Annotated in this window: 16 protein-coding genes; 6 read left to right on the top strand and 10 right to left on the bottom strand. The window is 56.2% G+C overall.

The genetic code is table 11. The features are described 5' to 3' along the window. Positions 1-15 precede the first annotated feature (15 nt). Together tsf and MKZ35_RS12995 are read left to right on the top strand one after the other, a co-directional pair. A complete protein-coding gene (gene tsf / locus MKZ35_RS12990) occupies positions 16-852 on the top strand; it encodes a translation elongation factor Ts (RefSeq protein ID WP_482513693.1) in 837 nt (278 codons plus the stop codon). Positions 853-864: 12 nt separating this feature from the next. Beyond that, positions 865-1,236: a hypothetical protein gene (locus tag MKZ35_RS12995; RefSeq protein WP_482513694.1), complete on the top strand. Its 372-nt coding sequence runs from the start codon at positions 865-867 to the stop codon at positions 1,234-1,236. On the opposite strand, the gene MKZ35_RS13000 is transcribed toward MKZ35_RS12995, so the two are convergent. From MKZ35_RS13000 to MKZ35_RS13015, 4 genes are all read right to left on the bottom strand, one after another. Next, positions 1,227-2,231: a DUF3089 domain-containing protein gene (locus MKZ35_RS13000; RefSeq protein WP_482513695.1), complete on the bottom strand. Its 1,005-nt coding sequence runs from the start codon at positions 2,229-2,231 to the stop codon at positions 1,227-1,229. The genes MKZ35_RS12995 and MKZ35_RS13000 overlap by 10 nt on opposite strands. Before the next feature lie 134 nt (positions 2,232-2,365). Beyond that, the gene (locus tag MKZ35_RS13005; protein ID WP_482513696.1) at positions 2,366-3,823 is read right to left on the bottom strand and encodes an SHOCT domain-containing protein; all 1,458 of its coding nucleotides are present in this window, start codon (positions 3,821-3,823) and stop codon (positions 2,366-2,368) included. 56 nt (positions 3,824-3,879) lie between these two features. Continuing rightward, entirely contained in the window at positions 3,880-4,608 is a 729-nt protein-coding gene (locus MKZ35_RS13010; RefSeq protein ID WP_482513697.1) for a hypothetical protein, read from the bottom strand. An 11-nt stretch (positions 4,609-4,619) separates the two neighbouring features. Then, positions 4,620-4,880, bottom strand: coding sequence for a hypothetical protein (locus MKZ35_RS13015; protein ID WP_482513698.1), 261 nt, complete (start codon positions 4,878-4,880; stop codon positions 4,620-4,622). Between the two features lie 130 nt (positions 4,881-5,010). Between MKZ35_RS13015 and MKZ35_RS13020 the strand changes: the two genes are divergently transcribed. Continuing rightward, complete coding sequence (locus MKZ35_RS13020) at positions 5,011-5,199, top strand: hypothetical protein (protein ID WP_482513699.1); 189 nt, start codon at positions 5,011-5,013, stop codon at positions 5,197-5,199. 64 nt (positions 5,200-5,263) lie between these two features. Here the strand turns inward: MKZ35_RS13020 and MKZ35_RS13025 are convergent, their stop codons facing one another. The 6 genes from MKZ35_RS13025 to MKZ35_RS13050 all read right to left on the bottom strand — a co-directional run bounded on the left by MKZ35_RS13025 (position 5,264) and on the right by MKZ35_RS13050 (position 10,819). Next, positions 5,264-6,292, bottom strand: a complete 1,029-nt coding sequence (locus tag MKZ35_RS13025) for a YeiH family protein (RefSeq protein ID WP_482513700.1) — start codon at positions 6,290-6,292, stop codon at positions 5,264-5,266. Between the two features lie 90 nt (positions 6,293-6,382). Next, positions 6,383-6,733, bottom strand: coding sequence for a LysR substrate-binding domain-containing protein (locus tag MKZ35_RS13030; RefSeq protein ID WP_482513701.1), 351 nt, complete (start codon positions 6,731-6,733; stop codon positions 6,383-6,385). Between the two features lie 2 nt (positions 6,734-6,735). Next, positions 6,736-7,284 carry a LysR family transcriptional regulator gene (locus MKZ35_RS13035; protein ID WP_482513702.1) on the bottom strand — a complete coding sequence of 183 codons (549 nt, stop codon included), beginning with the start codon at positions 7,282-7,284 and terminating at the stop codon, positions 6,736-6,738. An 86-nt stretch (positions 7,285-7,370) separates the two neighbouring features. Beyond that, positions 7,371-8,501, bottom strand: coding sequence for a bestrophin family protein (locus tag MKZ35_RS13040; RefSeq protein WP_482513703.1), 1,131 nt, complete (start codon positions 8,499-8,501; stop codon positions 7,371-7,373). Positions 8,502-8,538: 37 nt separating this feature from the next. Beyond that, positions 8,539-10,425, bottom strand: a complete 1,887-nt coding sequence (locus MKZ35_RS13045) for a MutS-related protein (RefSeq protein WP_482513704.1) — start codon at positions 10,423-10,425, stop codon at positions 8,539-8,541. A 37-nt stretch (positions 10,426-10,462) separates the two neighbouring features. Further along, complete coding sequence (locus MKZ35_RS13050) at positions 10,463-10,819, bottom strand: hypothetical protein (protein ID WP_482513705.1); 357 nt, start codon at positions 10,817-10,819, stop codon at positions 10,463-10,465. Positions 10,820-11,045: 226 nt separating this feature from the next. On the opposite strand from MKZ35_RS13050, the gene MKZ35_RS13055 reads away from it, so the two are divergent. The 3 genes from MKZ35_RS13055 to MKZ35_RS13065 all read left to right on the top strand — a co-directional run bounded on the left by MKZ35_RS13055 (position 11,046) and on the right by MKZ35_RS13065 (position 13,540). Next, a complete protein-coding gene (locus MKZ35_RS13055) occupies positions 11,046-11,846 on the top strand; it encodes a TonB family protein (protein ID WP_482513706.1) in 801 nt (266 codons plus the stop codon). A 111-nt stretch (positions 11,847-11,957) separates the two neighbouring features. Then, on the top strand, positions 11,958-12,308 hold the full coding sequence (locus MKZ35_RS13060; RefSeq protein WP_482513707.1) for a hypothetical protein: 351 nt from the start codon (positions 11,958-11,960) through the stop codon (positions 12,306-12,308). After that, the gene (locus tag MKZ35_RS13065; RefSeq protein WP_482514746.1) at positions 12,308-13,540 is read left to right on the top strand and encodes a diadenylate cyclase; all 1,233 of its coding nucleotides are present in this window, start codon (positions 12,308-12,310) and stop codon (positions 13,538-13,540) included. The genes MKZ35_RS13060 and MKZ35_RS13065 overlap by 1 nt, the downstream gene beginning before the upstream one ends. Positions 13,541-13,664 lie beyond the last annotated feature (124 nt).

The following is a 13,664-nucleotide window of genomic DNA, read 5'->3' on the forward strand; positions in this document are numbered from 1 at the left end:
ACTCCTAAAAAAGAAATGGCAGCAATTACCGCCCAAGACGTGAACAAGCTACGCGCTATGACTGGCGCGGGCATGATGGATTGCAAGAAGGCTCTGACCGAGGCTGATGGCGATTTCGAAGCCGCTCGTGACATTCTGCGCAAGCAAGGCCAGAAAATCGCTGACAAGCGTGCGGACAATGCTACTTCCGAAGGCCTCGTGCTCGTACAGGTAAGCGAAGATGGCACCGCTGGCAAGCTGGTTGCGCTGGCCTGCGAAACGGAATCGGTAGCCAAAGTGGCTAACTTCCGCGAGCTGACCCAGCAGATTCTGGACGCGGCCGTGCGTACCAACGCTGGCACGAAGGAAGACCTGTTGGCTACTAAAGAAGCTGATGGCTTGACCGTGCAAGAGCACATCACCGACCTGATGGGTAAAATCGGTGAGAAACTGGACGTAACCTACGCCACGCTGACGGCTGAAAAAGTAGCTTCTTACATCCACTCCGACAGCAAGAAAGGCGTACTCGTTGGCCTGAAGAATGTAGCCGGTGCCGACGTAACCGAAGTTGGCCGCGACGTGGCGATGCAGATCGTAGCGATGAAGCCCGTAGCCGTAGATAAAGAAGGTGTTGATTCTGCTACTGTTGAGCGTGAAATCGAGATTGGCAAAGAGCAGGCGCGCGCCGAAGGCAAGCCCGAAGCTATGCTGGAGAAGATTGCCCAAGGCAAGCTGAACAAGTTCTACAAGGACAACACTCTGCTGAACCAGGAATTCGTGAAAGACAACTCAGTAACCATCGCTCAACTGCTCGACAAGAAGCAGAAAGGCATGACGGTAACTGATTTCAAGCGTGTAGTTATTGGTGGCTAAGCTTTCTTAGCCGTGATAATAAAAAAAGCCCCCCAGCAGATTGCTGGGGGGCTTTTTGATTACTTGCGCATTATGGAAGAAAACAGAAAAAAAGCTTATCGGTATTTGCTCTATGCTTTCCTGCTAGACATTCGCACAATTCCGGCTGATAATACCGCAGACTCGATGAATGAGCAACAGCGTATCAAGTATATCAACTATGCAGGAGCCATAGCCTATCTGTTACACAACTTTGCTTTAACAGCATCCAATGATTTTGTAGACTTTGATGAGCAGCGATTCTGGGAAAACATTGACTATTTCAACGAACGCAATCCAGCAATTGCAGTCAGCCATTTCAAACAGATATTCGAGGACCGCCTACTTGAGTTGAATCAAAGCTGATCTTTAAACTGCCACGCCTTTACCCGCGCTACAGCATTCTCGCGCACATTCATATAGTACAGTCCGTAATCGGCAATGTGAAAGGAATGGCGTAGCTCGGGGCGGCCGGGAATCAGGAAGCGTAGATAGCCCGAAGTAGCGGGCGGGTGCACCCAAAGCACGCCATCGTGCACTTTGGCATCGGCGACAGCCATATCTATGCGGTTGAAGGATTGCGGCACGCTGCCTCTATTTAGGGATGCGGGCGCGGCAGCGGTGTCGCGGGTCCAGGTAAGGGGGTTGATGGCCAGAGCGTCACGGTAAGGTTCGTAGCTGTAGCCCCACTCGCCGGTATTCCAGCTGATAAAGCAGTTGGTCTGGGTAGAGTCTTCGCAGGGACGGAGATTTTGGTAAGCGTCCGGATTTACTTTGAAGCCTACCAGATATGCGGCTACTAGCTGGCCACGGCGCTTAGGGTCCTGGTCGAAGAAGTCGTGAAGGAGGCGCTGGGCGTGAAATGCCCCCTGGCTATGCCCGGCTAGAATGATGGGGCGGCCTTGGTTGTAATGCTCCAGGTAATACTGAAAAGCAGTTTTTACGTCTTTGTAAGCTAAGGCTAAAGCAGCATTGGCATTCGCACTGCTGTCCGCGTCGAAGAAGCTGTATAAGGCTGCCTGGCGGTAACGGGGAGCATATATCCGCCCGGCGGCATTAAAAACCGATGCCTGGCGACGAATACTAAACTGATCAGTGAAGAGGTTTAAAGCTGGATCAGTGATGGAACCGTTCCATCCGTGCGGACGGATGAGCGTCGTGAGGTGGATGAAAAAGACATCGGCGGCTGCGGTAGCTTGTTGGTCGCGCAAGCCTGAGTTTTTGGGTACAGCATCGGCGGAATCGCGGCGGGTAGGCAACGCCGCCCAACTAGCCTGCTGCGCATAATCGGGCGCGGGGGCGAGCTTATAGGCTGTGAAGTTCCGAACCGGCTTAATGACGCCTAAACAGGAAGAAAGCACACTCAATAATAGAAGCCAGCCGAGTCGGCGGCAACTGTGCATTAACACAAAAACTAGCATTACACGAAGAGCAAAAACGAAAAAGGCCCACACAGGGGTGCAGGCCTCCAAGTGCTATATAATCAAGCACAAATTTACTCCGAAAACGTGTTTTCCAGTAGTCGCTCTTGGCGCAGATACACAATTTTATAGTCGCGGTCAAAGCGGATGCGCACTTGCGCCGTAGTGTTCTGATGCTGTTGTCGTGATTTGCGGAACGCCCGACTTTTTTCCAGATAGGTGACAACTCGTGAGCCATCCCGAACCGGTTCGCTGATAGAGAGGCTGCCGGGTACCCCTTGGGTTTCACCTTGCAAAAACTCCGGGAAGTGCGACCGATCCAGTTCTGCGCTGATGGCGGCTGGTGTAGTATTCTGCAAGGTGTAGAACCGCTCGACAGTGGGCGCAAAATGTTGAGCAGCATTAAAAGGCGGCGCTTTCAAATCCTCATAATACGAGCTAAGCGCGCTACGAACCTTCGCTTCTACCTCCCCCACTTTCGCCCTTGGTGCCGGCGCAGTGGGCGGCGTCTGCTCCGTCGGGGTAGCTTGGCTATCCTCCGGGGCAGTAACCGGTGACGAGGTATTAGCAGGCTCCTCCCTTTCCGGCACTGAAGGTGTAGGAGCGGATACTACAGGCACCTGCGCGGCCGGTACCGGAGTACGACGAACGGAATCGATGGTCGCCGCGGGAGGTGTGGCCGGTAAAGCGGGCGTCACCCGTGCCGTATCAGTATCGGTTATAGGCGGGAGTTCTTGCTGTTCAGCTTGGGCCTGAGGGCCAACTTCCGGCACAACATTAACGGTATCGGCGCCGGAGCGCGACAGGCTGGTAAGTCGCTCCGACTCCCGATCATCCATCACGAGGTAAGCAATTAAAGCAAGTAAGGCTAAAATGCCCCCCACGATAAGGACTGTGGCCAGTGGACTTCGACCGGACTGCGGCGGAATAGCCGGGCGGGGGCGGCGACTGTCAGAAATCTGCGGTTCGGCGGGCGTAAGCGAGTCGGCGTCGCGGTAGGATGAGGAGCCCACTTTCACCATCTCAACGGGGCGAGTAAAGGTGTCAATTGGGGGAGCCGGCCTTTTGGGTGGAGCCTGGCTTTGTTCGCGCGTCGGCACGATGGGTGGCACCGGTACTACCGGAGTTACTGGTGGCTGTGGAGGCACAGGCGGAATCGCGGCGGCTGGGCGCGGTGTGGGCTCTACACGCGGCGGTGAGGCTATCACAGGAGGCACCGTCGCATTTTCTACCGGCCTAACTGTGACCGTAGGATCATGCTTGAATTCCCAAGAAGGTGGCGGTGGCGGCAGAGGCTCGGGAGCAGGCACCACGGTTGGAGGCGTGGGTACGGCGGAAGCGGCCGGAGCCGGAGCAGGCGGCGGAATTGGCGGCGCAGGCGGTGAGGCAGCTGGAGCAGTGGTTGCCTCGCTCGTATCACTGAAGAGCAGCTTGCGTTTCAGCACTTCAAATTCTGCGGGCGTGATGGCGCCCGCATCCAGCCATTCTTTCAGCTGGCGCAGGGTAGCAAGGGCAGAAGGCTCGTTTTCCATAGGGCAAAAGCGGCAAATAAACCGAAGCAAAAGCAACGGCAAAACGCATTTGCTACCTACTTACGTTCAAGTGTGGTCAGACGATCACGTCGTCGTTCCAACCGGAGCTTGCGCAACTCCAGTTGCTGCGCGTTAGTGATTAATTTAACCGAATCCTGACGGGCTTTGAGGGTATTTTCTGTGTTTTGCTTTTGGAGCGTTTCGATGCGTGCCAGGTTGCTGGTCGTGTTGGCTTGCAGGTTTTGGATGTTCTTTTTCAGCTTCTCCCGCTCTTTTTCCACTTCCTTTACTAGCTTCTCTGCCTCCGTTGTTTGGTCTCGGTAAGCTTTGATGCGGGCCGCTGCCGCGAAGCTTTGGATCATGGTACGCATAGCCGCATATTCCGAGGGCGTTTGGGTGGCCGATAGGTAAGAATTGCCCCCCAGTGTAGCCCAAACAGCTAACTCGGCTACGGTGTCGGCTGGGGCAACGATGCTGGAGTACAAGTCAAGTAGATTGCCCGACACGCTGGACACGGGCGTCTGCTTCGCTATCAGCAAGTCTTTTTTGCCCACACCGAAGGTGCCGTCGCCCTTCAGGCGAATGTTGTAGCTGTCTTTTAGCCAGGCCTGCCAGTAGTCACGCAGCCACTGGGCGGTGCCGTCGACCTGCACTTTCAGGGCTTCCCGCTCTTTGCGCTCAAAACTGACGGTGCCGTCGCGTACATCATAGAGCTGGGCAGCCACGGGCTGGGACAAAAGGCCAAAAAAGCTCCCCAGGAGCAAAAACGTGTATAGTTTTTTCATAGGATGTGGGCTTAAATGTCGTGGCGCTCGAAGGTGGCGTGCAGATCCTGGCGCATGTGCTCGAAGCGCTGCACGGCAGCTTGTAGAAACTCATCGTCGAGCAGGGTGCGTACCTCGGCGTCGCCGCCGGTCAGGTCCATTTCGCTGACCTTATAAGTTTGCTCCAAAGGCCCTTTCTCCAGCTTAATAAGGTACTTGCCGTTCCAGGAGAAAAGGGTGATTTTGGCATCAGGGTGCGGAATATCGGCTACGTGGCGCATGGCTGGGGGCATTTTCTGACGAATAGGCGAAGATAGTCAGCCTGCGCTCAACAACGGCTTTTACCATCGTGAAACCCCTATATCTGAAGGTCGCGTATACGGCTGTGCCGCTCCCTTCTTTTCCCCATCAACCATTTTTATCATGCCACAAGGAGACAAATCGGCTTACACCGACAAGCAGAGGCGTCAGGCCGAACACATCGAGGAAAGCTACGAAAAGCAAGGCCTGTCGGAAGATGAGGCTGAACGCCGGGCTTGGGCCACCGTCAATAAGCAAGACGGAGGTGGCAAGAAAAGCGGCTCCGGCCGCAAGAAGCCTGCAAAAGAGTAACAACACATATCCGCACCCACAAAAAAGCCCCCCAGCGTAGTGCTGGGGGGCTTTTTTATAAATTCTAGGCTACGGTGTGCAGAATTACCCACAGCGAGGTAACCGAAATGACAAGCCACAGCAGTACGCCCAACCCAAACGGCCGGACTCCCACTTTGCGCACAACCTCCATCGAGAGGCCAGCCCCAATCAGAAACAGGGTCAGCGTCAGGCCTACTTTCGCTACCTGGGCCGCCACTGCGCCCGCTCCGCGTAAAGCCGGCACGTAGGTGGTGAGCAACATGGCACCGATAAAGCCCAGAATGAAGTAAGGCAGCTTGACTTTAGTCCCCGGCGTTTTAAACAAAAAGGCAGTACCCAGCGCTACCGGTATTATCCAAAGTGCGCGCGAAAGCTTCACGGTAGTAGCCACTTGCAAGGCCTGGTCGCCGTAGTGACTGGCGGCGCCAACCACCGAGCTGGTGTCATGAATGGCAATGGCGCACCACAAGCCAAACTGGTTTTGAGTCATTTGCAAGGCGTGGCCCAAGGCTGGAAACAGCAGCAGCGCCACCGAATTGAGAACGAATACGGTGCCCAGCGCCACCGAAAACTGCGATTTTTCGGCTTGCAGTATCGGCCCTACCGTCGCAATGGCGCTACCGCCGCAAATAGCGGTACCGCACGAAATCAGGTGAGCCGTCTTGCGCTCAATTCCCAACCAGCGACCCATTCCATACCCTAGCACCAGTGTCCCCAGAATAGTGGCGATGGTAAATACAAAACCCTCGCGCCCGGCCTGAGCAGCGGCGCTGGCGTTTATGCCAAAGCCCAACCCCACCACGGAGTACTGCAACAGCTTACTGGTGTATTTGTGAGTTTGAACGGCAAATGGATTTCCGATCAACAAAGCCACTAATAAGCCCAAAGCCAAGGCTACCGGCGGTGAGGCCCAGGGTGTCAGGCAGAAAACTAGCCCCAGCCAGAAAAGGACTTTTTGCGGCGTGAGAGGATAGCCAAATACCGTAAGTGGTTGGCTAAGAAATAAGGCAGCACTAGGTTGTACTGCTTCTGAGCGGGCGGAATGTGAAACTAAAGGGCGGGTAACTTTCATGGAACAAAGCGTTGCAAGCTCTGCTCCAGAACAACGTTCTCCAGCCGCATTTGATAATCAAAATTGATTATTACTAATAACTATAAGTTATTAATACGGCTTTATGTGACGATGAGCATAGGTCAGAAAACGCTGAGCCTGAGCAGCTAAAGGCTGACCTTGCACCCAGACTACCTCAAAGCGCCGGGAGAGGTGCAACGCCTGCACAGGCACAATTTCCAGCCAGCCAGCCGCTACTTCCTTCATCAAAGCGCGCCGCGACACAAAGCCCAAGCAAAGAGGGGCAGCCTCCAGGTAGGACTTGATGCCCTCCGTGTTATCCAGATAAAGGGCAACGTTCAGGTCTGACAGCTTGATTTTATGAGCGCGCAAAGCATACTCCAACACTTCGAGCGTGCCAGAGCCGCGCTCCCGCAGGACCAGCGGATGCTGAAGGGCCACAGCTAAAGGCAGGGGCTTGGGGGGCTTTTTTCAGGATGGGCACAACGAACGGCTACCAGCTCATCGTCGAGCAGCAGCTCGTAATGGAGGTCGCGGTTCTTAACCTGCCCTTCCACAAAGCCCAAATCAATTTGCCCCCTGAGCAGCGCTTCGGCAATCTGCTCGGAGTTGCCGTTGAGCAGCGTTAGCTCCACGCGTGGGTATTGGGCCTGAAAACCGGGCAAAATGGGCGGCAACACATACTGGGCCAGCGTGGTACTGGCTCCCAGGCGCAGGCGGCCGGCGGCTTCATCGTGCAGGGCGTGGAGCCGGTTTTGCAGGCGCTCGTGCAATAGCTCCACCTCATCGGCGTGGGTGAGCAGCAGCGTACCAGCGGCGGTAAGGCTTACCCGGTTGCCGCGCCGCTCAAAGAGGCGCTGGCCGTAGCTCGTTTCCAGCTCCCTAATATGTTTGGTAATGGCCGGCTGCGTGATAAACAGCTCCTGCGCAGCTTTAGTAAAGCTTAGATGACGCGCCACCGCTTGAAAAACACGCAGACGAAAATCGGGCATGGCCGCAAGCTAAGATTAGTGCCAGAAGCTGGCTTAAATGGGTGTTTTCAGCTTTCTTCTTACAAAGTACTCTGGTTACTGGGCTTCTAGTATAAAATGTCGTTTACTGGCTCCAGTTTTTTCGGGACGTTGGTTTCGCCGAGCATTTCGCGCAGGTCAATCTCGATGGTGCGGCAGATGCTGGTCATGGGCACGTCGTTCATCTGATTTTCAAAGGGATTTTCGCTGGTGTGGCCCACTACTTCAATGGTGTTGAACACCCAGGAAATAAGCACCGAAAACGGAATAGTGAGCCAGATATGATCGGGGCCCATTTGGGCGAACTCACTAATCAGGCCTAAGGGCAGCAACGTAGAAAACAGCCAGACAAAGACAAAGCTGTAGTAAGCATACTGGCGCGGAAAGGGCGTATTCTTGATTCGCTCACAGCCGCCCTGCAGATTATAAAACTCTTCCAACGTCTGCATGAGGCGCATGTGCTGGAAGTCGTTGAGCAGGCCCCGCTCCTCGCGCAGAATCCGTAGCTCCGCGGCCTGGAGCCGAATGATGTGCGCCGCCGGATTTTGTAAATCACGAAGGTTTTCGCTTTCCTCCGCGCTCAGAAAAGGGGCTACATCGGCATCCCAATAGTCAGCTACCTGGCGGCGCAACTGCAACCGTACGGAGTTGCACCAGGCTATCTGGCGGTGTACTAGGTGGCGGTGCCGCTCAGTCAGTTCCTGGGCCGAGGCTTTGGGGGCTTCTACGTCGGGGGCATCTACGCGGGAAGTAACGAACTCCAGCGCTTGCACTGCCCACAAGCGGCTATAGTTTACGATGCCTCCCCACAGCTGCCGCCCTTCCCAGAAGCGGTCGTAGGAGCCATTATTTTTAAAGCCGATATAAAAGGAAACGGCTATACCAAGCGTAGCCACGGGCTGCCATGGTATAGCAACTGATTTAAAATCCAGCGGACCATACACTACACACACCAGGAAGGCGTGGAGGGTAAATATGCACACGCTACGCCAGGAGAACTTCCAGACGACGCGCCAGCGAATATTATTGCGAACGTACACTGCGGCGGTGAAATGGTGAGTGGTGAGATGGTGAGTGGTGAGATGGTGAGATGGTGAGATGGTGAGATGGTGAGATGGTGAGATGGTGAGATGGTGAGATGGTGAGATGGTGAGATGGTGAGATGGTGAGATGGTGAGTTTGACGTTCTCAAGGCGCAAACTGAATATCAAACTCACCATCTCACCACTCACTATTTCACTCCTTAATATCGATGCCCATGAGCTGCATTAGCTTGCTGGCATTGAAGCTACGGCATAACCCCGGTGTAAGGTGGTAATCAAACCGGATTTCGTCGCCCTCAATGGTGCTGTTGAAGCTGTAATTGGTAACGGCGCCCGGCAGCTCGTCGGCCAGAGCGCCCAGCTCCAAATCGTGGGTGCTGATGAGGCCGCTGGCGGGGCGCTGGTGGAGCTGGTGAATAAGGGCGCGGGCCCCGCGGTGCCGGTCGCGGGAGTTAGTGCCTTTCAGAATCTCGTCGAGCAGATAGAAAACGGGCGTGCCCGAGGCCGTCAGCTCCAGCAGCAGGCGGAGGCGCTTCAACTCGGCGTAGAAAGAAGAAGTGCTTTCGGCCAGGTTATCCTGGGTGCGCATGGCCGTGTACACCTGGGCCGGGCTCAGGCGCAGGCGGCGGGCGCAAACGGCACCACCGGCCAACGCCAGCACCATATTCACGCCTATAGTGCGCAAAAAGGTAGTTTTACCCGACATATTAGAGCCCGTAACCACGCCCGTACACCCCGCCCCTACCGTGCTGAAATCGTTGGTGATGCGCTCGGTGGCGAAGATAAGCGGGTGGCCCAGGCCTTCAGCCGTAACCTCCAGCTCCTCATTGCTAAGCTCGGGCACTGTGTATCCAGGGTTGGCAAACTGATACGCCGCCAGACTTACCAGCACTTCCACTTCAGCCACGACATCGAGCATACTCGTCAATTTGCCCCCCAGCCGCCGCTTCCAGCCTTCGAGGCGCCACATCCAGAAGAAGTCCCAGAACAGCAGATTATTGGCAAAAAACGCCGCCAGCGTACTCTGCCGCATAGAGAAATAGGCCACAATGCTGGCCAGTTGGCCGATAAGCTGGGAGGCGGGAACAGCGCCCGGCGCTGCCACGATGTTGTGCAGCGTTACTAACTGAGGCGATGTAAACGTCTGGGTTTCGAGTAAAGCCAGCTGGTCGCGGTAGGCGCGCAGCACATCATACATACTGTCGCTGTGCTCGAAGTAGTCGTCGCGGGCCGCGCGGTAGTAGTGATTAATGCCCCCCAGCAACACCAGAAATGGCACAACTACCCCAAACGAGTAGCCCGACAGCCATAGACCCGCGCTGGTAAGGGCCAGTGGCGGCAGCACGAACAAGGCAGCTTTGAGCCAGGCTTTGTCGGCGAAGAAATCAGGCTGTTGCAGCCAGTCAGCAAAGCGGCGCGGGTCGTCGGTTTGGCGCGGGAAGTGGCGGGCGCGGGTCTGCCACTCCTGCTGCAAGGTGGCATCGGGGGCCAGCTCGGCTACCGCAGCTTGGCGGGCAAGCACGGTCGGGGGCGTGGCCGCTTGCCGCAGCCAGTCGGCCAGCCGGTCTTGGCCCAGGCGCGAGGTGGCCCGGCTCAGGAGTTGAAACAACGAATGCGGACCAAACACATCGAGGTCGGCAGCGTAGGCGTGGCTGGCCTCCAGGTAGCGCATGCCGGCGTCGAACTGCGTTAATTTGCCCCCCAGCCGTGCTAACTCTTCCTGGTTGATAACGCCCAGCAGGCGGTAGTGATTGTAGCGATACCCCAGGCGACTATGCCAGCGCATCACCACTACAAACACCACGTATAGGATCAGCACAAAAGCCAGCCCGGCCACGTTGCGGCCATTGCTGAACAGATAATAGCCCCCCAGCGCCCCAGCTACAAACACCAGCACCCGAACCCAGGCCACCGCCTGGTGGCGCCGCCCGTAGTACTGCTCCTGCTTGGCGTGGGCAGCCAGATTGTCGGTAAATACGTCGGCGGGCGCGATGGAGAGGGGGCGAAAGGCAGCAGGTTGGGGCACAGGCAGGCGACTGGTGAGCAGAAGCTCAAATGTAGCCGCTCTGTATTTAATCATCCATTCCGACCATAAATCAGCCAAAAATGCGCGCCTACTAACGCTGTTGAAAACCAGCCTCGGCCAAGGTCCTGGCTTGCAGGCTTGTTACTTCCGCGTACAAATTCAGGCCACTAGGGCAAGTACAGGCCAGGCACACGGCCGCGTCCGTGGTCCGTCGGTCGTCGGTCCTGACATTGCGCAGGCCAATAGCGTAGGTGCGCTGCACGTAGCGCACGGCGGCATCCGAAAATTCCACTGGGTCGTTGAGGCGGGCAGATGGGCTCCAAGGATCGGCGCATTGGGTTTGCTGGTAGCGCACCGTAACCAGGTCTACTATCGGCGTGTCGTCGCAGCTCATGACCGATGTTAGCAGCAGAGCATTCAGGAATACCATTTTTAGTCGGAGCAGCATGGTTAGTTCTTTTAGTTTTAGTGTCTTTATTAGGCAGAGCCTGCCCTTACCCAAGAAGTTGCATGTTCGGCGGGCTAAACTCTCTAACCCGCCGAGCGCCGTTTAGCTGTCATTTTTACCGACCAGCTTACTAGTCAAAATGGCGGTTAAGTTTGGCCCAATGAACCAGCGGGACCGCTGGTGCGGTTGTTGTCGCGGCCTAACTCTCCATTTTGCTCCTACTGTTATGTCGCTATTGCACCCCATTCTTCGCCTGAGTTTGTTGTTAGCACTAAGTACGTCCGGTCTTTCTACCGTCCACGCCCAGCAAAAACTAAAAGCCCCCAAGCCCGACGACGCCGAGATTTACGACAGTGTGGCCCAGCCTGCCGTGCCCGTGGGCGGCATAGAGGCCTACGCGCAGTATCTGGCCGACAATCAGCGCTACCCGACGGCTGCCTTGCAGCGGGGCGTGCAGGGCACCGCGCCTGTCACGTTTGTGGTGGAGAAATCGGGAGTTATTTCTAATGTAGCCGTCGCGCAGCCCCTCGACCCGGAGCTGGATCAGGAAGCTATCCGCCTGATTAAAGGCGGGCCAAAGTGGACGCCGGCCCAGCACCGGGGGGCAAAAGTGCGGCAGCGCGTCACGGTGCCCGTCTCGTTTGCCATTCCGGCCGCCGAGCCCGGCGCTACCGCTGTCAGTGGGATGGGCGGCGCAACGACTCCAACGATCGGCCCCACACTGGTAAAACCCGACGAGCCGGCTCGGCCCGTAGGCGGCACCGAGGCCTTTTTTGCCTGGATTCAGGCAAATCAGAAATACCCGGCCTTGGCCCGTCAGCGCAAAGTGGAAGGCCGTGTCATGATGGAGTTTATTGTGGAAAAAGACGGCTCACTCGTGGAGCCCAAGGTGATTAAGCGCCTCGGCTCGGGCCTCGATGAGGAAGCACTGCGCCTGATCAAAACGGCCCCCAAGTGGACGCCCGCCCGCTACAAAGGGCAGCCGATGAAGCAAAAGATGGTGTTGCCAGTTGTATTTCAGCTATAAAGGCTACGCGCTGGTGCACTGGCTGGCACATCCTATTTATATTATCCACATTCTTATTAATCAGTAGTTTATCTTTATTTATTTCGCTCCGTTTTTCTCGCTGCCTGCGCTATGCTTTCTCCGCTTCCCCTTATTTCGGCGCCTCCCGTATCGCCTATTATGCCCATGCCCGCACCGGGCTTGCAAATAATATGGGCGTACCAGTCCCGTTTTCAACAGGCTGCTCAGGCCATTGCTAACGGCATTTTTGATACGCTTGATGATGATTTAGCGCCTAACGTGCTCCTGCTCGGCATTCCGGTGGCTGAGCCCGACCAGCAAAATGAGGATGTATTGTCCGCCGTGTGCCTGGAGCCCACCGATTGTGGCCTTGATTCCGCTCATTTCGGCCAAGTGCTGGTTCGGGGCCAGGAGTTTCAGCTGCGGGAGCCCTGGGGGCTTATTTTGACCGCGAGCAGGTGATGAGCGAAGAAATGCTGCGTCGGAAGCAGCATGCCATTGGCTTGCGTCTGGCCGTGCAGGAAGTCCTCGACAAGGTAGACTCGGTGGATAAAAAGCTTCAGTCTTTCGCCGGCATACCCATTCAGATCAGTAGTTTCTACGTGCTGACGGTGCTGCGCTTAAACCGAAAAGTTCTGCGCACCCACCCGGCCCTCATGCCCAACCGCTATTACACCGACGGCCGTTTGCTGGCTTCGTCGCTGGGACTGGCCGCCGTGCTGCGCTTTCATGAGGAGTGCGTGAAGTCGCTGACGGAGCCCGAACCCGGCTCGGGAATGCTGCTGCGCCACCGCGAAACCGATGAGCTGCTGCGTGCCGCCGGCAAGCTGCTCATGGATACGCCCGCGCAGGCCTTGGGTATGAGTCCGGCTACAGCCAAGCTATTTGCGACGTACAACACCATTTCCTCTCTGCGCTATGAGGGCGCTGAAGGCGTGGGCAAGATGTATCTGGCTAAGCGCCACCATCCTAATCTGGAGGAAGTTTTCGCCCTCACTTGTCCCACCCCGCTCACCGACTACCGGGCCGTGCGCAAGCTGCTGGAAATGACAACCGCCGATGTAAGTCTGCTTGCCGATGGCGAAAATGTGTACGCCCTGGGTCGGCCCGTCGGGCACTACGACCCCAGCCGGGAAGATTTGTTCGTTATCAACTTCGTAACGCACTATGCCTGGGAGTTTCAGCACGATGGCAAAGTGCTGATGCGTACCACTTACGGCAATCCTAGTCTGCCACGCGCCCGCCTCAACCGCAGCCAGTTCCGCAAAGATCTGCGCCGCACCTTCGATCTGACTGCCCCTGAAAAAGTGGAGCGGCTTTGGGACGTCGTGCTGGAGGCCAGTAAGCAGAAGCACGGTACGCTGGTAGTTGTTACGACGGAAGCGCTGGCCGAAGCTGACCGCCTCAAGCTCCAATGCACGCTCATCGAGCCCGTCCCGCTCACGCCGCTCATCACCCGCCTCGTAACGTCTATCGATGGGGCTGTGCTCGTGGACCCCGAATCTTACTGCTACTCCATCGGTGTCATTCTCGATGGCAAGGCTTCGGGCCGGGGCACTAGTACCCGCGGCGCCCGCTACAACTCCGCTATCCGCTACGTGCAAAGCTCGCCGTACCCGTGCATGGCTATCGTGGTGAGCGAGGATGGTATGGTGGACGTGATTACCAAGGAGAGCCTAGCGGAGGAAGAGTAGGGCGCTTGGATATAAAATAAGGAGCTAACTCTCTTTCGTTGCTTTCGCTACCCTTCTTAATAGGCTGCAAACACTTGATTAGTATTATGATTGATTGTAGTTTTTACTCGAAATATCTAGTCCT

It is taken from the genome of Hymenobacter sp. R533113 (assembly GCF_056835965.1).

Bases quoted from the DNA above. Each gene is read 5' to 3' on its own strand.
- tsf (WP_482513693.1), top strand. From the start codon at position 16: ATGGCAGCAATTACCGCCCAAGACGTGAACAAGCTACGCGCTATGACT.
- MKZ35_RS13005 (WP_482513696.1), bottom strand. From the start codon at position 3,823: ATGGAAAACGAGCCTTCTGCCCTTGCTACCCTGCGCCAGCTGAAAGAA.
- MKZ35_RS13010 (WP_482513697.1), bottom strand. From the start codon at position 4,608: ATGAAAAAACTATACACGTTTTTGCTCCTGGGGAGCTTTTTTGGCCTT.
- MKZ35_RS13015 (WP_482513698.1), bottom strand. From the start codon at position 4,880: ATGCCCCCAGCCATGCGCCACGTAGCCGATATTCCGCACCCTGATGCC.
- MKZ35_RS13020 (WP_482513699.1), top strand. From the start codon at position 5,011: ATGCCACAAGGAGACAAATCGGCTTACACCGACAAGCAGAGGCGTCAG.
- MKZ35_RS13025 (WP_482513700.1), bottom strand. From the start codon at position 6,292: ATGAAAGTTACCCGCCCTTTAGTTTCACATTCCGCCCGCTCAGAAGCA.
- MKZ35_RS13035 (WP_482513702.1), bottom strand. From the start codon at position 7,284: ATGCCCGATTTTCGTCTGCGTGTTTTTCAAGCGGTGGCGCGTCATCTA.
- MKZ35_RS13045 (WP_482513704.1), bottom strand. From the start codon at position 10,425: ATGATTAAATACAGAGCGGCTACATTTGAGCTTCTGCTCACCAGTCGC.
- MKZ35_RS13050 (WP_482513705.1), bottom strand. From the start codon at position 10,819: ATGCTGCTCCGACTAAAAATGGTATTCCTGAATGCTCTGCTGCTAACA.
- MKZ35_RS13055 (WP_482513706.1), top strand. From the start codon at position 11,046: ATGTCGCTATTGCACCCCATTCTTCGCCTGAGTTTGTTGTTAGCACTA.
- MKZ35_RS13060 (WP_482513707.1), top strand. From the start codon at position 11,958: ATGCTTTCTCCGCTTCCCCTTATTTCGGCGCCTCCCGTATCGCCTATT.
- MKZ35_RS13065 (WP_482514746.1), top strand. From the start codon at position 12,308: ATGAGCGAAGAAATGCTGCGTCGGAAGCAGCATGCCATTGGCTTGCGT.